The organism is Pseudoalteromonas sp. NZS11_1 (genome assembly GCF_015864275.1).
Classification (GTDB): domain Bacteria; phylum Pseudomonadota; class Gammaproteobacteria; order Enterobacterales; family Alteromonadaceae; genus Pseudoalteromonas; species Pseudoalteromonas arctica.
Genome location: NZ_JADYXK010000025.1, coordinates 36,283 through 60,890, shown reverse-complemented (window position 1 = coordinate 60,890; position 24,608 = coordinate 36,283). Strand labels below are relative to the sequence as shown.

Below are 24,608 nucleotides of genomic sequence, written 5' to 3'. Positions count from 1 at the left end.
GTAAACTCATACTATGCTCAATTAGCAGATATTATAGTCACAAGGAAGGTATTTGGACACTAAAAACACTGAGACCTTCGTATTAATTAATATATAATTTGCCACTCTTTCATTAGAGATTTAAAGTTCTAGCAGCTGCATTGATCTAAACTTAATTTTATAGCGTACTAAGACGACTAATCGCCAGCTATGTAATGAGTTAACGCAGGACTCATGTTAGTATTGATTTTAGGTTCATATAAATAATGAACATATAGATATTAAACTTCCATTAACATATAATAACCCTATATTACTAATACCAAACAACTAGAAAATCGGAACGCATCACTTTGAGCCACAGTTATAATCTAATAAAAATGAATTATTAATGAAATATATTTTATACCTTGCACTTTTAGTGTCTGCTCATGCATTCTCAGCACCTGTAAATAATAGTATCGCTTTTTACTACTCAGCGCCGATGCCATTAGCCGAAATGACCTTTTATTCTCGCGTTGTAGTCCAGCCTGATCTTGTGACTGAGCACGAACTTAATTGGTTTAAACAGCGTAATATTGCTGTTTATGCTTATTTAAGTGTTGGTGAGTCGTTTAATCAAAGTGAGTCATCACTTAGCATAAACCCCAACTGGAATAGCCACATTGCGGATTTAACATCAGCACATTGGCAACAATATATTGCAAATAGCGCTGCGGCATTAAAAGCACGTGGCTTTAGCGGCTTATTTTTAGATACCCTTGATAGCTATCAGCTATTAGATGCTACACACAGTAAACCCGATCAACAAGCTGGGTTAGTCACCATAATAAGCTCACTATCTGAGACTTTTGACAAGCACCTTATCCTCAACCGGGGCTTTGAGTTATTGCCTAAACTCGCTAATTTAGCCAAAGACTTAGTTGCTGAGGGTTTGTATAGCCACTTTAATCCGACCGACAATAGCTATAAACTGACCAACAAAAACGACCAAGATTGGCTAAGCGCACAATTAAAAACAGCACAAGACTTAGGCCTCAACGTCCAAGTTATTGATTATGCAAAGCCCGATAATCGCCTCGCTATGGCACAAAATATTATAGACGCCGGTTTTAATCCATGGGTAACCGATGGTCACCTGCAAACGTGGGGCACATCATCAATTACACCAGTGCCTAGGCGCATCCTAATTCCGTACAACAGTAACGTAAAGCCACTCATTTATACTACCGTCCATTTAAAGCTTGCGACCATGATTGAGTATTTGGGGTATATACCTGATTACATAGATATGGCAAAGCGCGATTTACCTTTGGTTGACCCTAGCTTACATGCTGGTATTATTTCGTGGACCTCAAGCGACGCATTTTACACCCCAACACTTACCAATTGGCTTGAAGCTAATTTAGGTGTGGTGCCAGAGCTTATTTTAGGCGAGTTACCACAATCAACTAAATTATTATTAAGCTTGGGTATTGAGTCGTTAAACACACTGCCTGAAGGTCCATATAAACAAGATAGCTTTGCACCTTGGCTCAAAGGAGAATCCACAACACCTCCCCCTATTGTTAAACCATACTTACTCAAATTAGCAACTGATGCGACTCCTTTAATTACAATAAAATCATCGGATGACACAATAGTTGTACAAGCTGCTAAAACTAAATATGGTGCAGTCGTCGTTGCTCCTTGGCTAATTGATACATTTCCGATGGAAGGCAGCAAATGGGTTATTGATCCGCGTACACTACTAACTCAGGCTATGGGACTACCGCCTATATTAGTGCCAGATACAACCACCGAAAGTGGCAGGCGAATGCTAACGCTGCATATCGATGGAGATGGATTTACAAGTGTTGCCCATTACGAAGGTAAGCCTTATTCAGCAGAAGTAATTCGAGATGAAATAATTAAACGCTATAAACTGCCTTTAACGTCATCTGTGATCCAAGCTGACATTGAAGAAGGCGGTATTCACTCTAAACAAAGTGCCAAACTTGAAGGCATTGCACGTAGTATTTTTAACCTACCTTACGTAGAAGTTGCTTCGCATACTTATAGTCACCCCTATTTTTGGACAGCACTGTCTGGGCGAAAAAAAATAGATGAAGACGACACCAATTACGGTTTTCATCTAGATGTACCTGGCTACAACACAATTAGCCTTAAAAAAGAAATTACAGATTCGATAAAATATATTGATGAAAAGCTTACACCTAAAAATAAAAAAACAGTGATGATACTTTGGTCAGGCGATGCAACTCCTGGTCCTAAAGCACTTGAACTTGCTCGTGATGCAGGTGTGTTAAATGTCAACGGTGGTAACACTGATGTAAATGCCGATAATCCTAGCCTTACACATATATCACCTATTGGCCGACCTGAGCGTGATTTGCTGTATCAAATTTATGCCCCCATATTAAATGAAAATGTTTACACAAACCTATGGCATGGCCCTTATTACGGCTTTAGACGTTTAACCGAAACTTTCGAAATAACAGAAAAACCATATAGGTTAAAACCTTACACTATTTATTATCACTTTTACTCAGGCGAAGTTCTTGCGGGTTTAGACGCTCTTAAACACAACATAGATTATGTTTTAGCAAGACCAAATACGCCTGTGCATTTAAGCCATTATGCAAAAGTAGCAAAAGATTTTTACTTTTCTGCACTTGCAAAAAACAATAATAATGAATGGTTATTTAGCTCAAAGTACATTCGTACTCTACGGATACCTACCGATTTTGATGTGCCAAACATAGCTCAAAGTGAAGGTGTATCGGGTGTAACTGAAAAAGGTGACTACATACACATTATAAATAACATAGCTCGCCTTAGCTTTGATCACAGCCAAAATAGTAAAAAACCTTATTTAGCGTCTGCAAATGTTGTTATTAATAACTGGCAAGTTAACGGGCCTGTTAGTTTTAAAGCGTGGGTACCCGCTTCACTTGATTTAATGAATGCACGCTCTTGCGAATTTGTATCTAATTTGGGTGAGCACTTTAAAGGTGTAACACGCGCTAATGTGACACACTTTAATCTACCAAAGGGTCAATTTTATGGTTATCTTAACTGCAATGGAGTCGCTCGATAATGAATGCTAAAAAGCGCCCTCAGTTAATTTCTGTAAAAACAATATTAGCAATATTAGCTGTAAGTTGTTTTGCACTTTATGCATTATTTCCTCACACCTTATTTTTTGAAGATGATGAACTTTCACAAGATTATACCTTTGAAAAATCGTACCTTAATGCAGCGCTCAACACAGAGCCCGACAACGAAAAGCTACGCGCAAAATTAGTTGAGCTGCATATAGGGCTTAGTGAGTATTCACAAGCCACTAACGAGCTTGAAAAACTACCTAGAGGTGAGCGCAAAGCGACGCTTGAAATAAAGCTGCTTTACTCACTATGGCTAGCAAGCGGGGCTAATATTGACGACCGCTTTGAAGAACTATCTTTAAAAATAGGTGCTCATAAAAATTGGAACGAACAAATACTAACTATTGCAAAAGCAGTTGGGTTAAACGCAAAAGTTGCTCAGTACTATCAAAAAAATAAACAGCCACTCCTTGCAGCCGATTACTGGTTAAGCGCAGGGGAACCTGACAAAGCACTCGCAATTTATAAAATAAATATAAATGCTGACATTGCAGCTAAAGCGATTGAAACTGCACTGGGCGCAAATAACCCGATTCAAGCTTATGCATGGTGGAAAACCTATGGTGACAAAGCCGATGTTAAACGCACCCTTTATTTAGCTAACCTAGCTGGCAACACAGAAGATGCAGCTCAAGCCATTGAAAGCTTATTAAAAGCTGAGCCAAATAACACCGACTACTTAACAAAAGCAATGCACCTACGTTTAGCAAATGGAAATGCAAAAGGGGCAGAACAATTACTCGCACAGTTATTACTACAGAGCCCAGATGACAAAGAGCTACATTTATTAAATTGGAAGATAAAGCGCTGGCAAAACAAGCCTAAAGAAGCTCTTCGAGAATTTAAATGGCTAATGTCTAACAAAGCAGTAACTCCTGCGATGCTTACCGACAGTATTAACGATGCCACCGCTTTATATTTATACCAAGATGCTAATGATATATACGAATACAAGGCGCAAAACAGAAGTCTGAAAGGCAATGGTTTTGCTAATTGGATGCAAGCTAACGAATTTATTGGTAACACAAAGCAAGAGTTAAACAATATTGAACGCTTTGAGCAAATAAATGGTAAAAGTGTATTATCACAATACTGGAAAGCAAAAGTGCTTCACGATACTGGTAATTTAAAAGCCTTAAGGGTCTTGTGGCCTACATATAAAGGGCCTAAAAATGAAGAAGATTTACTTTGGATTGCCCGCGCATTTTGGCTAGAAGATGACTTTGCTACAGCTCTGCAAGTACTAAAAAGCAAGCAAGAAAGTTCTGACGATGAGTTTTGGAGCGCCAATGTAGATATGGCTACGCGAGTCAAAGACAAAGCTCATGAGCTATATGCATTAGAGCAGTTACAAAAAATAAGCCCTTTAAGCGTAGGCGACATGCTGCACTACCAACAATTGCGCTTTGAAGGTCGGCCTCAGGAGCTTCTTGATTATTTATGGAAAAGTGAGTCGCAAACTGACCGTCAATTGATTCAAATTGCATTATTAAGTACACAAGTAAATGATGCTAAATCAGTTGCACGTATTCATGCTGAACTTGATAAACAACGATATAATAAAGCTCTCTATCCTGCTTGGTTAATTCTTTCAAATTGGTATCAAAACCAAAGTGATTTAAATTATGCTTACACAACGCTTAACCGCGCCGCTAAATTAAGCGAATACAACCCTGATGTTGTGCTTGCACAAGGTTGGTTAGCACTGCAAATGCACGACACTGTGATGATTAGCCGCATTTTAGCTCGCTATTCACAAAGTGATCCTTCCTATGCGTGGACCCAGCTATTAGCAAGCTTATCTATTTATGAAAAATCATATAATAGTGCTTACTTTTATTTGCGTAAATTAGCCATTGCAGATCCAAGTGACTTAACAACACTGGTTAACTTAGCCGATGTAATGAAGCAACTTGGTTATTATGCAAATGCTGCTGAACTTAATCACTATTTACTGCAACACTTACCTAAAGATAAATATGCATACAGAGGCTTAATGTTCCGCTGGGCGGGCGCGATGGCTGTTCCTCATTTAATGCAATTAAACACAATGGAAGAACTTGCCCCCGACACTATTGGTGAGCCCCAAACAAACTGGTGGTTAGCGCGCAAGGCCGCACAAAAATTAGAGCCATGGCAAAAACTACAACTTTATATGACCAACGGCGAATTTAATAAAGCGAAACAGCTTATAGCCGAAGGTTCACTAAGCAAATTAGATGAGCTAAACGCCCTACTCTATTTAAAACAACCCTATGCCACCATGCAACGTTGGTACGAAGAACTCACTGGCGAGGCAAATGAATCGCAATTGAGTTTACTCAGAAATGCACGCGCATCCTATTTTAGAGCGCTTGAAATAAACCTATCGCCAGAGGCTGGTTTAAACAGTAGCCAGTATGATGTAAACGTTTATTTCCCTTATGCTAATGGGCAATGGAAATTAAGTTTAAGTAATCAGCAAAATCTTGATAACAACGGATTACTGTTTGCAATAGAAGATAAGATGACATTTGGTCGTTGGTATTTTGATGCAAAAATAGATTCTCACCAAGGCAGCTTAGTTAGCCGTCAAGGTTTTAGCTTGGACTCTCGTTATCAATGGGATTCGCGTACACAGGTAGGTTTAAAGCTTGAATATAATGTTGAAAACCGCCAATCAGAAGCGCTACTTAGCTATGCTCAGCTAGATAAAGCCACGGCCTATGTTAACTACAATATTGATGGTAGACAAAACGTACAGCTATCAGCAGCAGCGATGTCTTTTTCTCGAAGAAGCGATGGCAGCTCACTAATAAATGGCCAAGAATATAATGCACGTTACCAATACAGCATTTTAAAAGACCGCCCAATTTGGAACGCTTATTTTAGTGCGCAATGGCAAGACTTTGAACGTGTTAATGCATTAATAAATACAGATGCAAGTAGAAGACCGCTAAGAGTTGACCTTCAACCATTTAGACGTTTTGCACTAGGGACCTCATTTGCTTCAACTGGTTCTTTAGAACCTCCTTATTTAGGCGCAAGCCCTTCATGGTTATTTGATATAAGTACTGGCTATCAAACACTTAACGATACAGTAGATGTATCAGTTTCAAGTGGCGCTGGTTGGTCTGTACTGGGCGATGATTTATTTAAATTACAGCTGGGTTACCAAAGTAGTAATAAAGTGGGTAACTCAGATACACAATTACAATTAGGTTATTACGTACATTTTTAATGTTAGGAGAGAGTATGTTTCGTTTAATTATACCGTGTTTGGTATTACTATTATCAGCATGTACCACCAGCAGAGTTGCTGATGATGTAGAGCTTAGCCCTTCAAAAATTGTGGCATTAATGCCACTTGTTAATCATGCTCAAACACCGCTTGCTGGTGAGCGTGCTGAAGATATTTTAGCCAGTATTTGGCAACAAAATAAATTACCAACTCTTATACGCGCACCTCGTGTAAACACCAAAGAGCTTCCACCACTGGACGATCAATACCGTTTAGACAATGCTATGCAGTGGTTAAGCACTCAACAAGCTGACTATGTACTAACAGGCAGCATTGAAGAGTGGCGCTACAAAGCTGGGCTTGACGGCGAACCCGTTGTTGCACTTACATTATCACTTACTGAAAATGGACAAACAACGCCGATTTGGACGGGTACTATTGCTAAAAGTGGTTGGGGCCGCGATAGCATTGCAGCAACAGCACAAGATGTGATTGCCGATTTAATTTCTTATATAGAGGTTAGTGAGTGAAAACACATTTCCTTAGACCAAGAGACGTTCCTGAGCTACAAATATGGGCTGAGGTATTTATATTTACCGCGCTTGCTTTAGGGCTGCCTGTATTATTTAACGCAGAGGACCCATTTTGGACTGAGGGAGGGTTTTCGTGGCCTGTACTTGGCCCACTTTTAGTTTCTCTACGTTATGGCTTTTCAAAAGGCTTTATTAGTATTTTATGTTTGCTTGTTGGTCAACTTTTTTTACTTCAAGCAAATATTTTATCACCACAAAGCGACTTCAATATTAACGCCATGATTGGCTACATTATTGTAATTATGATCACTGGCGAATTTAGGGATGTGTGGGAACGTACTAATCAACAACAAAGTATTCAGCTTGAGTACGTAACCGATCGCCTTGAAACATTTACTCGTCAGTATCACTTAATTAATTCATCTCACGATAGAATAGAGCAAATGCTTGCTGGTCATACGTTAAGTTTGCGTGAATCGCTACAAGCAGTAAGAACCTCTATCGGGCTATTAAAAGAAAGAAGGCTTGATAGCGCAGCGCAAAAAATAATCGACCTATTCGTTGAATATGGTTTATTAGAAAGAGCGGGCTTATATAAAGTTGAAAACGACACTGTTTTAGAGCCTCCACTTGCCTCTATTGGCCAAATGGGTCAAATAGCTGAAAATGATCCTCTTATATTAGCGATGATTGAAGAAAAAGAATTAGTATCAGTAAAAGACGCAAAAACTGCGTTAGGTATAAGTAAATACCATATGGCAATCCCACTTATCGACGTAAATAATACAATTTACGGCGCTATTTTAGTTGAAAGAGTACAATTTTTTGCACTTAAAAATACCACTCTTACACTACTTGCTGTTATGGCTGGGCATATTGGCGACCTACTGCGCCATGAAATAACAAACCCAGTAATGACATATGAAGAGTCTCCGTACTTTATTCGCCAAGTTAAACGCGCGAATAAAGAAGCAAAACGATACAACATTCCATCGCAGCTGCTAAAAATAAAAGCCAATAATATTACTGATAAATCGACTCAACTTATGAGTTATTTAAGTGAAGCACGCCGTGGTTTAGACATTTATTTGTATGATAATCAAAATCAGGTATTACTGCTATTAATGCCATTAGCTGATGAACTTGAAAAAGCAGGATTTATCGCCCGAATGAACACCTGGTGTAAAGAGCGTACGGGTAACACTTTAGCTGAGCTTGATATTGTTATTGAGCAACAACTTGCACTACCAATAAGCTCAGATGATATAAAGAGATTGGTTTCACTTTCATGATTATAATTATTGTAGCGGCGATATTAGGGTGTATTTGCCAGTACTTTGCACTAATAGAAGTACTGGAAACACCTAATTGGTTTTTAGCTATACTACTGCATGCTATTGCTAGCATCCTTTTTGCTATTGTTAGTTATGTGTTTATACCCAAAAAATACAAAACGACTCCTTATAGCTCTTTTTTGCTCATGTTTTTATTATTGTTTACATTACCCGTACTTGGAGTTATAGGTGTTGTAGTAGCGCTTACGTTTGCTCTTTGTAAGCCTCTCAAAAACGACGAGATAGAAATAGAAGAGCATAAAATACCTGAGCTTCCTTTTGAAGCCAGAGCAATATCAGCAAACCCGACCTATTCTATTGGCGGACTTAAAGCAATTTTAAAGCACGCGAGTGAACCAAATAAACGTTTAAGTGCTGTAATGGCAGCTCGTCACATGAGTGACTCACAAGCTATTCCTATTTTAAAGCTAGCACTTAAAGATTTAGAAGATGATATTCGACTACTCGCCTACTCAACCCTTGATGGTAAAGAAACCAAACTCAACGAAAAAATCAGTTTGTATCAGCAAGAAATAGCCGTTACGACTAAGCAGCCTAAATTGAGCCATTTACAAAAACAGCTAGCCGAACTGTATTGGGAACTTAGCTATTTGGGTTTAGCCCAAGGTGCACTGCGTAAATATGTTTTAGAAAAAGCAGAAGCACTTGCAGAGCAAAGTATTGAGCACGTAAAAACACCTGCAACCTTTATATTTTTAGGCCGAATATCTTTAGCCTTAGACAAATACGAAATAGCCCATGAGTACTTACTTAAAGCAACTGAGTTTGGTATGGCAAGGCGTCATGTTCTCCCTTATAAAGCCGAAGTTGCCTTTTGTATGAACAAGTTTGACGACTGTAAACGCTATTTAAAAGAACTCCCAGAACAACCTAAAGGCAGTGAATTACGTCATTTGCAGGAGTATTGGCATGAGTAATAAAAATGCAGACATTTTACTGCTTTTGGAAGGTACCTACCCTTACGTACGTGGTGGTGTATCTAGTTGGGTTCATCAAATAATTGAAGGGTTACCTCATTATAACTTTGAGCTTGTTTTTATAGGTGGAGCACCAGAGCATTATGGCGAGATTCAATATACTTTACCTGAAAACGTTACCAAGCTGCATGTTCATTATTTAGTGGAAAATGATACTTCTGAAATAAAAGCCAAGCATGGGGTTAAATATAAAAAAGAGCTCTTTGATTTCTGGCAACAACTACAAAATTATTTTAGAGATTGTAACGAGCCTATCCCGACTGAATTGTTAAAATTTGCATTTGAAACTTTGGCTAAAAAAGACGGTATTAACGAAGCCGACTTTTTATATAGTGAATCATCGTGGCAAGTGCTCACTAATTACTATTCAACTTTTTGTGATGAATCCTCTTTTATTGACTTTTTTTGGTCATATCGCAATTTATATAAACCGCTATTTAAAATAGCCGAAATTGCACGTGGACTTCCAAAAGTTAAACTTATTCACTCAATATCTACCGGGTATGCTGGTATTTTAGGATCTGGTGCCAGTGTAATAAGCGATACTCCCTTTTTGTTGACCGAACATGGTATTTACACCAAAGAGAGAAAAATAGATCTTATTCAAGCCATTTGGATCAAAGAGTCTGAGCAAAGCCTAGGTAAAAACTTAAATACCGAGATGGGCTTTATTCGCCGTATGTGGATCAGCTTTTTTGAGCAAATCGGCCGAACAACATATCAAGAAGCAGATAAGATCATTTCGCTATACGACGGTAACAGGCAGCGCCAAATAAAAGATGGTGCAGCGCCTGAAAAAGCATTTGTTGTACCTAATGGCATTAAAACAGTACGCTTTATTGAAGCACTTGAGCAGCGTCCAAAACAGATACCACCGGTTGTTGGTTTAATTGGACGTGTAGTGCCTATAAAAGATATTAAAACCTTTATACGTGCGATTAAAGAAGCGCAATCGATATTACCAGAGGTCGAAGGCTGGATCATCGGCCCTTATGAAGAAGATCCGCAATATTACAAAGAGTGTGAACTACTTGTAGGCAGCCTTGATTTACAAAACAGTGTTAAGTTTTTAGGTATGCAAGATATTACCAAAATTTTGCCTAAGCTCGGAATTGTTGCTTTAACCTCGATTTCCGAAGCGCAGCCTTTAGTACTTTTAGAAGCAATGGCGGCCGGTGTGCCTGTACTTGCTAGTGATGTTGGCTCGTGCCGCGAAATAATCGAAGGCGGAACCGATGAAGATAAAGCATTAGGTAAAGCCGGTGAAGTTGTCTCAATTGCTTCACCTAGCGAAACAGCACAACAAATATCAAACATGCTAACAAATGAGCAAGCTTGGCTTGAGTATCAAAAAAGTGGTTTAGACCGCGTACAAAAATTTTATGACGAGAGCCACATGTTTGCCCGTTACGATAAACTTTATAAGGATACAATGGCATGGCCGGAATAGGTTTTGAGATACGAAAAATTCTCAAAAAAAATACCCTGCTCTCAGTTTTTGAAGCATACGGCTACGCAGGTTTAATAGGCTCAGGCCCCTGGCTGCTCTCTATTGTAGCGTTAATGCTAATTGGTATTTTAAGTTTAGGAATTGTATTACCTAAAGTACTTATTATTCAATTTTTAACGCTTGTTACCTACATGATGGCTGCCTCACTTATTTTAACGGGTGGCTTGCAGTTATTACTAACTCGGTTTATTGCCGATTTGTTTTTTCAAAAAGAAGAGGCAAAAGTACTCCCTAATTTACTTGGTGCGCAACTTGTAACAACAATAGCTGCTCTATTAGTCGGCTTAGGTGTATGGCCTATGCTCCCTATACCCGTTGTTACTAAGATTATAATTTTAGGTGCCTTTGTAAGCTTATGTAATCAGTGGCTTGGCGCTATTTTTCTATCAGGTATGAAAGAATACCGGTTAATTTTAATTACCATGCTAAGTGGTTACGCCTTTATGGTATTGCTTGCATATTTATTAAGAGACTGGCAGTTAGACGGCTTATTTTTTGCATTTTTTGCTGGCGAAGCACTGCTCTTTTTTGGCTTTTTATTTATGATTATTCGCCGCTACCCAGGTGAAAAACTTATAAGCTTTGACTTTTTAAGCAATAAAAAAGTGTATTACAGCCTATTCTTTTGTGGTCTGTTTTATAACATTGGTGTATGGGCTGATAAAATCATTTTTTGGTATTCTCCAAGCACATCAATTCAAATTATTGGCACGTTAAGAGCTAGCCCAATTTACGACTTACCTATATTTTTAGCCTATTTGTCTATTATTCCCGGTATGGCAGTATTTTTAGTAAAAATGGAAACCGACTTTGTAGAAGAATACGACCGTTTTTACACAGCTATTCGTGGTGGCTCATCTCTTGAAGAGATCTACATATTAAAAGACAATATGATCCAAACTGCACGTGCCGGTTTATACGATATATTTAAAATTCAAGGTATTACCGTTGCCTGCTTATTATTATGGGGTGAGCAAATACTTACCTTTATTGGCATTGATCCAAACTATAAAACGCTTTTATTTATTGATGTAGTCGGTGTAGGGGTACAAGTTATATTTTTATCTATTTTAAATATTTTGTTTTATTTAGATAAACGCTCAACAGTGCTATTTTTAGCGGGGTTATTTTTAGTAATCAATGTTGTTCTAACTTTGTTATCAATTGCTTTTGGACCGCAGTTTTATGGCTATGGCTTTGCATTAGCGACTATTATTACCTCGGTAGTAGGGTTGTTTTGGCTTTCAAAACAATTTGAAGATTTAGAATACGAAACGTTTATGCTGCAATAGCATAATATAAAAACTTAGCATAAAGGCTGTAAGCTACAGCCTTTATCGTTACGTTAAAAACTCTAATAAACCGCGCTCAAACCGACTAAGATACTTTGTTTTACGGGGTAATTTAAAATTGTCGCGCCAATGAGTTTGTTCTGATTCATTTTTCTTACAAAGCTCAATAACATCAGGGTGAATATAAGAATTACGCGCTATTGTTGGCGTATTCCCAAGCTTTGAAGACACTTCATCAAGCATTGTTTTTAATGTAATAGCGCCTTTTGCTTCATACACTTCTTTAAAAGCAATCACACTTGCTCGCCATGTTCTAAAGTGTTTTGCGCTAAATTCTTCACCCATTATATTTTGAATACACTGATTGATTTCAGTAGAGGTAACGTTAGAGCGCTCCCCCCCTTCTGTATATTGAAACAAGTGTTGGCCGGGTAAGTCCTGAAGTTCCTTAATAACACTACTCAATGCTTTATCCGTTATATTTACTTCCCTTTCTTTGCCTGACTTTGCACGGTATTTTAATCTAATATTTTTACCTGTTAATTTTGCATGCCTTGATCTTAGGGTTGTCGCTCCGAAACTTTTATTTTGTTTTACATTACGTTCATTCCCCACCCGTAAAGCACCTAAATCCATTAATCTAACAATGGCTGCTAAAGTACGTTCATAATCGAGCTCATCACCTTGCAATGCTTCCATTAATTGAGCCCTAAGTAACGGCAGCTTATGTCCAAACACACTACAAGCTTGATACTTTTTAGCATCTTGTTGTTGTGTAAATAGTGGATGATACCGGTACTGTTTTCGTCCTTTACTGTCGTAACCTGTTGCTAAAATATGCCCATTTTCTTCAGGGCAAAACCATACACTTTTATAAGCAGGCGGGAACGCGAGTGAATTTAAGCGCTCAATAACTGCCTTCTCTTTAATTATTTTTCCTATTGGGTCAAAATACTGCCAATGTTTGTTTTTTTGCTTTCGGGTAATTCCGGGCAAACTATCATCAACGTAAATCAATTCCATCATTCCTCCTCAAGCATTTAAAAGAGATATTGTTAACTCGCTTAAGCTTATATTTCAAAGCATAGAATGTACCACTTTAAAATAACCTTAAACTGAACGACTTTATTGATATATAATCAAAAATTGAGCAAAAACAAAAATACGATATATATAATGGTTATTATAACTACGCTTATATTCTCCCTTAATTGGGCATGCTGTTTAAAAGGAGCATTCAATGGCTTTTGATTATGGATCGATTGATCTTGGACTAAAAAACCCCTTCAAACTTGAAGGTAAAGTAACAGCTGTAAGAGGACTCATTGAGTCTATAGCGGGTATCAGTTTACTTGTTATTGCTGCGGGCTCAGTAAAAGAAGATACAACCGCTGGATGGATTTTAATGGTGTTTGGCATGCTTATTTTAGCATTCGGCATTCGCTCACTTTCAAGTGGTATTTATGCAACTCTTAAATATTTTGTAGGCAGAAACCACCCTACTTCACTTGCTTATAACTACAGCAAATCACAAGCATCAACCGCCCAAGAAGAACAAAAAGAAGTAGCCTACACCGCGCAATCACTCGAAGAAATGCTGGTTGGTCGTAAAAACAGTACGTTTAAAGAGCCTAATGGTTTTTTATCACGTTTACTTCACAGCTTAATCCCTAAGTTATTATTCCTACCTTATCCTATTCGTAATGTTGCTCAGCGCTTATTTGGCTCATGGGTAAGTACCCTTGTTGCACTTATTGCTTATGGCCTTGTGGCATTTGTATCTTTATCGGGTTTTACCGGTGAAGCAGGCGAATTAGCATTTCCTGTTTATAGTGCCATATTAATGTTCTACGTGCTTTTTTCGTGGCGCTCTACGGGTAAACCTATTTCTAGGAACGCTGAAAAAAATATTGAAGCACTTGGTACCGGTGCACTCGCTAAAATTATTTCTTTATCTTTTATTCTACCAATCGCTATTGGCCTTTCGATGTCATGGCTGATGAAAGAACAACACATTAGCAAACAAGAAATAGATGGCTGGATTGAACAACTACCTAGTCTTCATGCTGGCATGTACTTAATTGCGATTATTGTATTAGCCACTCTGAGCTGCGCAATTGCTTTTATTATGATTAAAGCGCGTTTAAATGCAGTTACCCCTTCTGCTGAAGTATCAGAACTACGTGAAAACTGGCAAGAGTCTGTTCATCCAGACGAAATTTTTATAAACCTAGACAACCTAGTAATGGCTAACCGTCGTTATAAAGAAGTACCTAACAGAGTTTATCGCGAATTAGATCCTAAGCTTCAAGAACAAATTGAAGGTAAAGGCGGTTTTAAAGGTGAAATGATCCAAGAGATTCAACCTAAACTGCACTCAATAGACTTAGGTAAAAACTTTACGCTAGCAAGGTTACTTGCTTTAGTAAGTGGTAACTTGCTTTATATTGTAGCGTTAGCATTTACTGTGTTTTTAGCGTATTCGTTTATTAATATTTATCATTACGTTGACGCTGCAAATATTAGTAGCTTTAAACAAGCATTTAATAACCAACATGTTATTCAATTTAGTGAGCTATTAATGACAAGCTTTCACTTATTGCTAATAGGTATACTTATTAAAGCATTTGCGCAATTGCTTACAAATACAGCTCATCTATTTTTTGCTGAAATGCAGTTTGAATCACTACTAGTGTACTTTAAATGCGAAGGCACATTTACTGAGTCTAAAATATCAACAGGTACTGGTATTCACGATAGTACTCGCTCAGAAAATACTTTAGTACGCAGTAGCATAACGCCTTGGATTATTGTTTCTCGTGTTATTTCTACTACGTTTGCAGCAACAGGTATGAAAAATCTTGAACATCCTCGCCATATTATGGAAATGCATAAAGACGAAGGACAATTACAAGCAATCAAAAAAGACGTTATCGCGTTCTTGAAAGACCGTGAATCTATCGCCTCAATCACCAGTGAGCGTGATTTAGGTAATGCGTCACAAATACATCAATTAAACCAGCAAACGCGTGCTATACCTACTCAGCAAGCGATAGCTAAAGATGACGAAGAAGCTGCAGGGTATTTAAGACAAGAAGAAAACTTATCTCCCGAGCCAAAGGGTTAATTAACTTAAACTCTGGATTATTAGTATTAATGCCACCTTGTAAATTAGGTGGCATTTTTTTATCCTTTATTAACCTCTATTCAATACCTTTTAACTTTACTACCTCTTTTATACTCAACAACATGATTAATATTGGATTAGTCCACAAAGCCCTTGCTTTATGTGCCAAAACACAAATAATGAAGTATTAATCACAGGGTAAGAATGAGGACAATGAGCTATATACTAACCACCCAATGTGCTGACGACGTAGGCTTAATAGCTAAAATCACAGGGCTTTGTCATAAAAATAATTTAAATATTACGCGTAACAACGAGTTTGTAGATAAAGACGCACAGCGATTTTTTATGCGCACAGAGCTTACAGGCGAGCCACAAAGCGACTTTTTAGATCAACTACGCGCACTGTTGCCACAAGGCGCTAAACTTGCCCTACATTGCGGTGCAAAAACTAAAGTAGTTTTACTTGCAACTAAAGAAGCCCATTGTTTAGGTGGTATGTTGCTAAAGCAATTTGAACAAACTCTTAATATTGAAGTATTAGCAGTTATTGCTAACTACGCTGATTTAGAGCCTTTAGCAAAAGGGTTTGATGTGCCCTTTCATGTTGTATCGCACGAAGGACTAACTCGTAGCGAGCACGATCAAAAAGTAGGTGATTTAATTGCCAGCTACCACCCTGATATTATTGGTCTTGCCAAATACATGCGTATTTTAAGCCCTGAATTTGTGGGTCGCTTCGAAGGCAAAATAATTAATATTCATCATTCATTTTTACCCGCATTTATTGGTGCTAAACCTTATCATCAAGCATTTGAGCGCGGCGTAAAAATTATTGGTGCTACAGCTCACTTTGTGAATAATGAGCTTGATGAAGGCCCTATTATTTTGCAGGATGTAACAAGCGTTACACATGCTAATACCGCCGAAATGATGGCTAAAATGGGTAAAGATGTAGAGAAAACAGTGTTTTGTAAAGCACTCCAACTTGCATCAGAGCATAAGCTATTTATTAATGGTAATAAAACTGTAGTGTTTAGTTAACCTAATATCCTTCTTTGAAAATAAGCCCTAACTGTTTTATGTCTAACCTGAGTAGACTTACTACAGTTTGAGCTTATATCTAAATTATAATAATCGAAAACTGCATTCAATCACTTTCATTTAGACACTGAGCCTGCTTATAAATTCGTTTCTACAGGTAAACCTTGTTCTTTATAAATAATTCCACTTTTCATAACAAAGTCAACATTTTGCAATAAATTTATATAGCGCAAAACATCACCTTTTACTGCAATGATATCAGCGGTTTTACCAACAGAGACTGTACCCGTTTTCTTGCTAACTCCCATCATTACTGCAGGCCAGTATGTGGCTGCGCGAATTGTATCCATAGCACTTATATCCATTTGCTCAACCCAAACTGCCATTTCATTCCAAGTACTTTGACAATGAAACTTTGTCGGAATACCGCTGTCTGTTCCAATCAAAAAAACAACTCCAGCATCTTTTAATTGAGCAATTTTTCGTTTTAATGTTGGCTTTCTTAATGGGGTTAATTGCATATATTCTAGTTGTCCAACATTTTTAAGTGAGTTCTGGATATCACTTATCGTGTCTGATTTTAGACCTCGTTGCCAGCATTTACTATCTAGCTTTTCCGGGTTAGCAACCGTTTGCTGATAATTCCATAAACCTTCAACTGTTGGAGTCCAAAATAATGGACCACCGGCAACTCTACCTGTGGCCGTACGCTCTTTCAGCATCTTAACAATATCTTCAGGGTACTCAGGTGCAGTAGTTAACCCTGTGTGCTCAAAGTTATCAACTCCGATTTCAAGCCCTCGTCTTATTTCATCAGGCCTATGTGAATGAGCTACAACTTTCAAGCCTCGCTTATGTGCTTGCTCAACGATCGCTTGTGCCTCTTTAAGCGTCATTTTATCTTGATCTATTAGCTTAACTATATCCATTCCAGCGTCTGCTAATTTATTAACTTTTCTTTTTGCATCACTAACACCATTTATACCCCATCGAAATGCTTTAGCCCCTGAATATGCTTCATGCTGTAAAAATGGCCCTGATACATATAAGTTTGGGCCTGGAATATCACCATTATTTATTCTGTTTTTTATGCTAACGGTATCTGCCAGTGGTGCGCCTAAATCCCGAGCACTTGTAACACCTGCGAGTAATAATTGCAGTGCACTTGCTGGCATAATTTCATCTGACAATCGATTTAGATAGGTTTTATCCCAATGTACATAATCTGAATGACCATTTAACATTAAGTGAGCATGATTTTCCCAAAGCCCTGGCAGTACATCCATTCCCTCAGTTGAAATTATTTTAAAGCTGCTTGGCACATCTAAGCTTTCAATAGTTCCTACCTGTTGAATGATTCCATTTTCAATCAATATCACACTATTTGCGATTGGTTGATTACCAAAACCATCAATTAACCGCCCCCCAACTAAAGCGGTTTTCTCTGCTAAGGTAGAAAAAGAAACGAAACTGGCAATTAAAAATAGATAACCCAATCTAATTTTAGACATAATAATCCCTTTAAGTATTTTTTGATTGCTTTTTGATTACTTATTGCTCTATTTATTTACAGTACATGCAAAAAAAAAGCTAGTCGAATAAAAATGAAAAGAAAAGGATGAAACGACAAAAAAAGAGGCTTAGCCTCTTTTTGTATAAAAATTATGCCTGCTCTATTGGCTCGAGTTTTAATTTAGCGGCAATTAAAACCGCTTGGGTACGATTGTACACGCCGAGTTTTCTAAATATGGCTGTAATGTGTGCTTTTACTGTTGCTTCTGATATGTGCAGTTCATAAGCAATTTGCTTATTAAGTAAACCTTCGTGCAGATATTGCAGCACTCGGTATTGTTGAGGTGTTAATGAGGCAACTTGCGCTGCTATTTCTCGGTCTTCACCTTCAATTTCAGCTACTTTGTTTTTTAGCTCTTTTGGTAGCCATGTATCGCCTTCAAGTATTTGGTTAATTGCACTGGCAATATCATCAGACGATGACGATTTAGGAATAAAACCCATAGCGCCGTAACCCATTACTTTAGAAACTATATTAGCGTCTTCACTACCCGAAACAACGGCAATAGGTAAGCTTGGGTATTCTTCTCTAATACGAATAAGACCATATAAATCACCATTACCTGGCATGTGAAGGTCTAGCAGTAATATATCAAGATCCTCTTGCTCGCTTAACACTTGCAGTGTGCTGTCAAAATCGGATGATTCAAAAACCTCTAAACCTTCAAATTTTGCGCTCAATGCGCCCTTTAGTGCTTCACGAAATAACGGATGGTCGTCCGCTATTAAAAACTGACTCATGGTTCACTCCTAATAAATTCGGCTGCCAGTTAGGTATAAAACCATTACTGACAGCCGATATACTACGTTTAGAATCAACTTGTAATCAAGTTTTTAACGCACATTTAACGATTTAATCTGTTCTCGATTAGTTCATCAACTACAGATGGATCTGCAAGCGTTGACGTATCACCGAGTTGTTGGTGCTCATTTGCAGCGATTTTACGTAAAATACGACGCATAATCTTGCCTGAGCGCGTTTTAGGTAAACCCGGTGACCATTGAATCATATCTGGTGATGCTATTGGGCTAAGCTCTTTACGAACCCAGTTACGTACCTCTTTGGTTAACTCATCGCTTACTGTTACACCTTCGTTAGGCGTAATATAAACATAAATACCTTGGCCTTTAATATCATGCGGGTAACCCACTACTGCAGCTTCGGCTACTGCTTCGTGCGCAACTAAAGCACTTTCAATTTCGGCAGTACCAAGGCGATGGCCTGATACGTTAAGTACATCGTCCACACGTCCTGTGATCCAGTAATACCCGTCTTCATCACGACGACAACCATCACCTGTAAAGTAAACACCTGGGTAGGCGCTAAAATAAGTTTGTTCAAAACGTTCATGGTCGTTGTAAACCGTTCGCGCCTGCGATGGCCAGCTATCTAAAATTACTAAATTACCGTCTACAGCACCCTCAAGGTTATTGCCTTCAGCATCAAATAATGCAGGGGCAATACCAAAAAATGGATGTGTCGCAGAACCAGGTTTTGTATCAGTTGCACCCGGTAGAGGCGTAATCATTATGCCACCGGTTTCTGTTTGCCACCACGTATCAACAATCGGACAATTAGATTTACCAATACTCTCGTAATACCACGTCCATGCTTCTGGATTTATTGGCTCACCAACCGAGCCTAAAATACGTAAACTATCGCGATTTGACGAAGCTGTTGGCTCATCACCTTTCGCCATTAGCGCACGAATTGCTGTAGGCGCAGTATATAAAATAGTTACACCGTGTTTATCAACAATTTCGCCCATACGTCCTGCAGTTGGATAAGTTGGTACACCTTCAAATAATACTTGTGTACAACCGTTTACTAATGGCCCGTATGCAATGTAACTGTGGCCTGTGATCCAACCTACATCGGCACTACACCAATACACATCGTCTTCTTTTAAATCAAATACGTATTCATGTGTCATTGATGAGTAAACTAAGTAGCCACCAGTCGTATGCACAACCCCCTTCGGCTGACCTGTTGAACCTGACGTATATAGAATAAACAATGGATCTTCAGCGTTCATTGGCTCTGGTTCACACTTTGCTGGTAAATCAGCAACTAGGTCATGCCACCATATATCGTGCTCATTCCAATCAACTTCACCGCCGGTTAATTGGTGCACAATAACATGCTCAATTGAGGTTACAGTTTCTTGCGCTACCGCTTCATCTACATTTGCTTTTAATGGAACACAATTACCCGCTCTGCGCCCTTCATCTGAAGTAATAACGACCTTGGCACCCGAATCTCGAATACGATCTGCAATCGCAGAAGGTGAAAAGCCACCAAATACAACCGAATGAATAGCACCAATACGTGCACAAGCCTGCATTGCATAAACAGCTTGAGGCGTCATAGGCATATAAATCGCTACACGGTCACCTTTTTGAACACCTAGCTTTTTTAAACCATTGGCAAACTTGGCTACTTCATCATGCAATTGTTGATAAGTAATATTCTCACTTTGAGATGGGCTGTCACCTTCCCAAATAAGCGCCGTTTTATCTGCTTTGGTTTTTAAGTGACGATCGATACAATTGTACGAAGCATTAAGGTAGCCATCCTCATACCATTTAATATTTATATGGCCTTTGTCGAATGATGTGTTTTTAACTTTTGTATAAGGGGTAGACCAATCAAGACGTTTGCCATGCTCACGCCAAAAACTTTCTGGGTCATCAATAGATTGCTTGTAAAGCGTATTATATTTATTTTTATCTACAAGAGTCGCATCTTTAATATGCGCAGGAACTGGATAGATACTTTGTGACATCTTAGTCTCCATTTAAATTACTTGCCTTAAGCTTTTATCAAGGATTACTCAGCAGTGCTACATTAAGTATTAGACCTTAGTTGTACACCTCTTCAATTTCCTCATTTGTAGTTTATAATCCTTCTGCTTTCAATTTTTTTACATAAATAATACAACGCGTTAAATGTAAGTAAATACAAACTAATCTGCTCTCAAACCTTAGTCTTATAGACCAATAGGTAATTGAGTAAATATTGCACATATTCAACAGTGTTGTCGTACTCTAATAAAGATATTTTGTTGTACTTACTAAAATGCTTTATTTAACGAATGAAAATAGAAAGTGAATTGAAAGCCAAATTAACAACCCTTTTTATTCGTAAGTAATACTCGTAGCAAGTAATACAAATATCTATGAAAAAAAAGTAACAAATAACAAGTAGCCTATAAAGGACACCACAATGAAATTTACCCCATTAAAAACATTGGCAGCAAGCGCTGTACTATGTGCACTATCAAGTACTGCATACGCGGCAACTGCTGCAAAAATTGGTGATACCGAATTTACTTACGGTGGATACATTAAACTCGACTCTATGTGGAGTGATTATTCAGCGGGTGCGCCTGCAGGTTCAAACGTAGGTCGTGACTTTTACGTACCAAGTACGCTAACAGTTGGCGACGATAACAGCTCAGATGCTGTGTTTGATATGCATGCTCGCGAGTCACGCTTTAACTTTGGCACAGCCACTGTTATGGATAACGGTAAGACCGTTAACACTAAAATTGAGATTGATTTTTTAGCCTCAGCTGCTGGCGGCAATGAACGTGTATCAAACTCTTATGCTCCACGTATTCGCCATGCGTTTGTGACATACGACGGTTGGTTATTTGGTCAAACATGGTCTAACTTTCAAAACGTGGGTGCCCTTGCTGAAACGCTTGATTTTGTAGGCCCAGCTGAAGGCACTATATTTGTTCGTCAATCGCAAATTAAATATACCACTGGCGCATGGTCTTTCTCATTAGAAAACCCAGAAAGTACAATTTCTACTACTAGCGGTATGGTAGTAACTGATGATGCATCATTGCCTGACTTTACAGCTCGTTACACACACAAAGCTGATTGGGGTAACATTGTTGTTGCAGCGCTTGCTCGCCAACTTACCTATAAGGTAGGCAGTGTTGATGCAGATGAAACATCTTTTGGTATTAGTGCGTCGGGTAAAATAAACCTTGGTGAAGACAACCTTAAATTTATGCTTACTCAAGGTAAAGGCTTAGGCCGTTACGTAGGCTTAAACGTTGCTCACGGCGCAGTACTTAATGGCGATGAACTAGATGCCATTGATTCGACTTCTGGTTTTGTTGCTTACCAGCACAAGTGGACAAGCCAATGGCGTTCAACATTCTTATACTCTTTCTTCTCTGCTGATAACAACACTGATTTATTAGCTATTTCTGGTGATCCGACTGAATCAAGCCAAAGCTATAGCGCTAACATTTTATATTCCCCTGTTAAACGCCTAACATTTGGAGCTGAGCTAAAACATGCTGAGCGTGAAACTGAAAGTGGCGTAGATGGCGATTTAGATCGTTTACAATTCTCTGTTAAATACTCTTTTTAATAACTAAAAAGCTAACTACTTTAAAAAAGCGGCCTAGGCCGCTTTTTTATAAGGGATATTAAGTTCTATATAATTCATCAATTCGTACCCATAATCTCTTTATGTGACGCTAAAATCCAACAAAATAGAATAATAATAGGTAAAAACACACAACCTAATTGCAAATCGATATCATTTAGATTAAGTTACGCACTTCTTTTTGAACTAACTGGAAAAACTTATGTCGTCCCCTCAAGTTTTGCGTTTATCTAAATTAAGCTTTGCTACTTCTTTAATTCTATCTGGTTATGCACTTGCTGATGAAGCAACTGTAAAAGATGAACCTCTCGAAAAAATTGCGGTATATGGTCAACATCACAAAAACTACATAACAGAAGAAGCGCAATCAGCTACCAAACTAGGTTTAACAATTAAAGAAACACCACAGTCAATCTCGGTAGTATCACGCGCATTAATGGACGACTTTTCACTAGACGATATAAACTCAGTACTTGAAAGCACCCCCGGCGTAACAGTAGAGCAAATAGAAACAGATCGTACTTACTTTAAAGCTCGTGGCTTTGAAATTACTAACTTTCAAGTTGATGGCTTAGGTATTCCACAAAGCTCTGGATCTATTCAAGGCAGCCTTGATACTTCAATTTATGACCGTGTAGAAATAGTTCGTGGCGCTAATGGCTTAATGACCGGTGCCGGTAACCCTTCTGCAACTGTAAATATGGTTTTAAAGAAACCAACTTACACAACACAAGCAAATGCATCAGCCTCGTATGGCTCATGGAATAAAAAACGTTTAGATTTAGATGTATCTACGCCAATAAATGAAGAACACGCCGTACGTGCTGTATTTACAAAGCAAAAAGCTGATTCATACCTAGATCGCTACGAAACAGATAAAACAATTATTTATTTAGCCTACGAAGGCAAATTAACAGACAGCACATTATTAAGCGTTAACTACGTTAACCAACAAAAAGATGCTGATAGCCCACTTTGGGGGGCACTACCTCTTTATTACACCGACGGCTCACCAACTAACTATGACGAATCAACCAGTACTGCTGCTGATTGGTCTTACTGGGATAACAGTGCAGAGCAAGTATATGTAACGCTTGAACAAAACTTATCAGCAACATGGGTGGCTAGAGCACGCTATGCTCACATCGAAAACAAGCAAAACTCAGAGCTGTTCTACGTATACGGTACCCCTGATAAAGATACTGAACTTGGTTTAACAGGTTATGCTAGCCGTTATGATTACGAAGATAAGCATGACTTATTTGATTTATACGCCAGTGGTAAGTTTGATTTATTTAATCAAGAGCACGACCTATCATTTGGTGTTAGCCAAGCTAAAATGGATTACAACGAGCAGTCTCTTTACGATTACACTACAGGCAATGGTTTTCCAGATATGCCATCACTTAAAACGTGGGATGGTGTAGTACCAAAGGCAACACTTGCTGATGGCGTAAATGGTAGTGATATTACTAACGAGCAAAAATCAGCTTACATATCTACTCGCATTAAATTAAGTGAGCCTTTAAGTGTGCTCGCTGGCGTGCGTTATACCGATTGGGAAACAAAAGGCACAGCCTATGGCGTTGCTCAAACTCGAAGTGACTCTGAGCTAATACCGTACATTGGTACAGTGTACGACTTTAACGAATCTCTATCGGCTTATGCAAGCTATACAGAAACATTTGTACCGCAAAAAGAACTAGACATAAATGCCAATCAACTACCTGCTGTTACTGGCAAAAGTAGCGAAATAGGTGTCAAAGCACAGCTTCTAGACGACCAGTTATTTGTAACGTTTGCTTATTTTGATGCAAAACAAGATGGCCTTGCTGTTGCTATAGCTAACTCATTACCAAGTGATACGCGTTATTATGCAGCTGATGGCATTAGTAGTAATGGTTTTGAAGTAGAGTTAAGTGGTAAATTTACAGATGATTTAAGTGCAAGTATTAGCTTTAGTAATTTAAATATTGATGGTGATGATTTAGTAAAAGATTACACACCAGAAAACCAACTTAAAGTGGCCGCAACCTACCAAGTTCCTTTAGTTGATGGCTTATCATTTGGTGCAAACTATCGCTGGCAGGATTCAACTAGCCGAGTTCAAGTTAAAGATGCTAATGGTATTGCAAGTGTTACTACCAACCAAGATGCATACGGGTTACTTGATTTAATGGCCACTTACAAAATTACAGATAACGTAGGAGTCACTTTCAACGTTAATAACACCACAGGTGAAAAATATTTGCACAGCCTATACTGGGAACAAGGTTACTACGGTGCACCGCGTAACTACGCTCTATCTGTAAATTGGCAGTTATAAATATATTTGATTAATTAAAGGCTGTAGATTTTTGCGGTTAAATTAAAAAACGACACATTTTTAATGTGTCGTTTTTATTTTTATCTAACCTAAAC

General features: G+C 38.4%; 15 protein-coding genes. 11 read left to right on the top strand and 4 right to left on the bottom strand.

The window, feature by feature from the left end; all coding sequences use genetic code 11:
• Positions 1-370 precede the first annotated feature (370 nt).
• The 7 genes from I6F44_RS15860 to pelG are packed head-to-tail and all read left to right on the top strand — an operon-like array spanning position 371 to position 12,033.
• On the top strand, positions 371-3,079 hold the full coding sequence (locus tag I6F44_RS15860; protein WP_197174155.1) for an endo alpha-1,4 polygalactosaminidase: 2,709 nt from the start codon (positions 371-373) through the stop codon (positions 3,077-3,079).
• Positions 3,079-6,366: a tetratricopeptide repeat protein gene (locus I6F44_RS15855; protein WP_197174154.1), complete on the top strand. Its 3,288-nt coding sequence runs from the start codon at positions 3,079-3,081 to the stop codon at positions 6,364-6,366. The genes I6F44_RS15860 and I6F44_RS15855 overlap by 1 nt, the downstream gene beginning before the upstream one ends.
• A gap of 14 nt (positions 6,367-6,380) precedes the next feature.
• The gene (locus I6F44_RS15850) at positions 6,381-6,896 is read left to right on the top strand and encodes a hypothetical protein (RefSeq protein WP_007584808.1); all 516 of its coding nucleotides are present in this window, start codon (positions 6,381-6,383) and stop codon (positions 6,894-6,896) included.
• Positions 6,893-8,191 carry a PelD GGDEF domain-containing protein gene (locus tag I6F44_RS19735; RefSeq protein WP_007584806.1) on the top strand — a complete coding sequence of 433 codons (1,299 nt, stop codon included), beginning with the start codon at positions 6,893-6,895 and terminating at the stop codon, positions 8,189-8,191. The genes I6F44_RS15850 and I6F44_RS19735 overlap by 4 nt, the downstream gene beginning before the upstream one ends.
• Positions 8,188-9,171 (top strand): HEAT repeat domain-containing protein, encoded by a 984-nt coding sequence (locus tag I6F44_RS15840; protein ID WP_197174153.1) that lies wholly within the window; start codon positions 8,188-8,190, stop codon positions 9,169-9,171. Before I6F44_RS19735 ends, I6F44_RS15840 begins: the two co-directional genes overlap by 4 nt.
• Positions 9,164-10,681: a GT4 family glycosyltransferase PelF gene (gene pelF / locus I6F44_RS15835; RefSeq protein WP_197174152.1), complete on the top strand. Its 1,518-nt coding sequence runs from the start codon at positions 9,164-9,166 to the stop codon at positions 10,679-10,681. The genes I6F44_RS15840 and pelF overlap by 8 nt, the downstream gene beginning before the upstream one ends.
• Positions 10,669-12,033 (top strand): exopolysaccharide Pel transporter PelG, encoded by a 1,365-nt coding sequence (pelG, locus tag I6F44_RS15830; RefSeq protein WP_197174151.1) that lies wholly within the window; start codon positions 10,669-10,671, stop codon positions 12,031-12,033. Before pelF ends, pelG begins: the two co-directional genes overlap by 13 nt.
• Before the next feature lie 48 nt (positions 12,034-12,081).
• Here pelG and I6F44_RS15825 read toward each other — a convergent pair whose 3' ends face one another.
• Positions 12,082-13,056 carry a DNA topoisomerase IB gene (locus tag I6F44_RS15825; RefSeq protein WP_197174150.1) on the bottom strand — a complete coding sequence of 325 codons (975 nt, stop codon included), beginning with the start codon at positions 13,054-13,056 and terminating at the stop codon, positions 12,082-12,084.
• Between the two features lie 217 nt (positions 13,057-13,273).
• Here I6F44_RS15825 and I6F44_RS15820 point away from each other — a divergent pair, with 217 nt between their 5' ends.
• Both I6F44_RS15820 and purU read left to right on the top strand, forming a co-directional pair.
• Complete coding sequence (locus I6F44_RS15820) at positions 13,274-15,160, top strand: hypothetical protein (RefSeq protein ID WP_197174149.1); 1,887 nt, start codon at positions 13,274-13,276, stop codon at positions 15,158-15,160.
• 213 nt (positions 15,161-15,373) lie between these two features.
• The gene (gene purU / locus I6F44_RS15815) at positions 15,374-16,204 is read left to right on the top strand and encodes a formyltetrahydrofolate deformylase (protein ID WP_197174148.1); all 831 of its coding nucleotides are present in this window, start codon (positions 15,374-15,376) and stop codon (positions 16,202-16,204) included.
• Between the two features lie 137 nt (positions 16,205-16,341).
• Here the strand turns inward: purU and I6F44_RS15810 are convergent, their stop codons facing one another.
• From I6F44_RS15810 to acs, 3 genes are all read right to left on the bottom strand, one after another.
• Entirely contained in the window at positions 16,342-17,715 is a 1,374-nt protein-coding gene (locus I6F44_RS15810) for an amidohydrolase family protein (protein ID WP_121954095.1), read from the bottom strand.
• 151 nt (positions 17,716-17,866) lie between these two features.
• On the bottom strand, positions 17,867-18,517 hold the full coding sequence (locus tag I6F44_RS15805) for a response regulator transcription factor (RefSeq protein ID WP_007584799.1): 651 nt from the start codon (positions 18,515-18,517) through the stop codon (positions 17,867-17,869).
• Between the two features lie 104 nt (positions 18,518-18,621).
• Positions 18,622-20,562, bottom strand: coding sequence for an acetate--CoA ligase (gene acs, locus I6F44_RS15800; RefSeq protein ID WP_121955524.1), 1,941 nt, complete (start codon positions 20,560-20,562; stop codon positions 18,622-18,624).
• Between the two features lie 440 nt (positions 20,563-21,002).
• Between acs and I6F44_RS15795 the strand changes: the two genes are divergently transcribed.
• Both I6F44_RS15795 and I6F44_RS15790 read left to right on the top strand, forming a co-directional pair.
• Positions 21,003-22,169, top strand: coding sequence for a DcaP family trimeric outer membrane transporter (locus I6F44_RS15795; protein WP_010554447.1), 1,167 nt, complete (start codon positions 21,003-21,005; stop codon positions 22,167-22,169).
• Between the two features lie 220 nt (positions 22,170-22,389).
• Positions 22,390-24,513: a TonB-dependent siderophore receptor gene (locus tag I6F44_RS15790; RefSeq protein ID WP_165722863.1), complete on the top strand. Its 2,124-nt coding sequence runs from the start codon at positions 22,390-22,392 to the stop codon at positions 24,511-24,513.
• Positions 24,514-24,608 lie beyond the last annotated feature (95 nt).

Coding starts and splice junctions, on each gene's coding strand:
- I6F44_RS15860 (WP_197174155.1), top strand. CDS start 371: ATGAAATATATTTTATACCTTGCACTTTTAGTGTCTGCTCATGCATTC.
- I6F44_RS15855 (WP_197174154.1), top strand. CDS start 3,079: ATGAATGCTAAAAAGCGCCCTCAGTTAATTTCTGTAAAAACAATATTA.
- I6F44_RS15850 (WP_007584808.1), top strand. CDS start 6,381: ATGTTTCGTTTAATTATACCGTGTTTGGTATTACTATTATCAGCATGT.
- I6F44_RS15840 (WP_197174153.1), top strand. CDS start 8,188: ATGATTATAATTATTGTAGCGGCGATATTAGGGTGTATTTGCCAGTAC.
- pelF (WP_197174152.1), top strand. CDS start 9,164: ATGAGTAATAAAAATGCAGACATTTTACTGCTTTTGGAAGGTACCTAC.
- pelG (WP_197174151.1), top strand. CDS start 10,669: ATGGCCGGAATAGGTTTTGAGATACGAAAAATTCTCAAAAAAAATACC.
- I6F44_RS15825 (WP_197174150.1), bottom strand. CDS start 13,056: ATGGAATTGATTTACGTTGATGATAGTTTGCCCGGAATTACCCGAAAG.
- I6F44_RS15820 (WP_197174149.1), top strand. CDS start 13,274: ATGGCTTTTGATTATGGATCGATTGATCTTGGACTAAAAAACCCCTTC.
- purU (WP_197174148.1), top strand. CDS start 15,374: ATGAGCTATATACTAACCACCCAATGTGCTGACGACGTAGGCTTAATA.
- I6F44_RS15810 (WP_121954095.1), bottom strand. CDS start 17,715: ATGTCTAAAATTAGATTGGGTTATCTATTTTTAATTGCCAGTTTCGTT.
- I6F44_RS15805 (WP_007584799.1), bottom strand. CDS start 18,517: ATGAGTCAGTTTTTAATAGCGGACGACCATCCGTTATTTCGTGAAGCA.
- acs (WP_121955524.1), bottom strand. CDS start 20,562: ATGTCACAAAGTATCTATCCAGTTCCTGCGCATATTAAAGATGCGACT.
- I6F44_RS15795 (WP_010554447.1), top strand. CDS start 21,003: ATGAAATTTACCCCATTAAAAACATTGGCAGCAAGCGCTGTACTATGT.
- I6F44_RS15790 (WP_165722863.1), top strand. CDS start 22,390: ATGTCGTCCCCTCAAGTTTTGCGTTTATCTAAATTAAGCTTTGCTACT.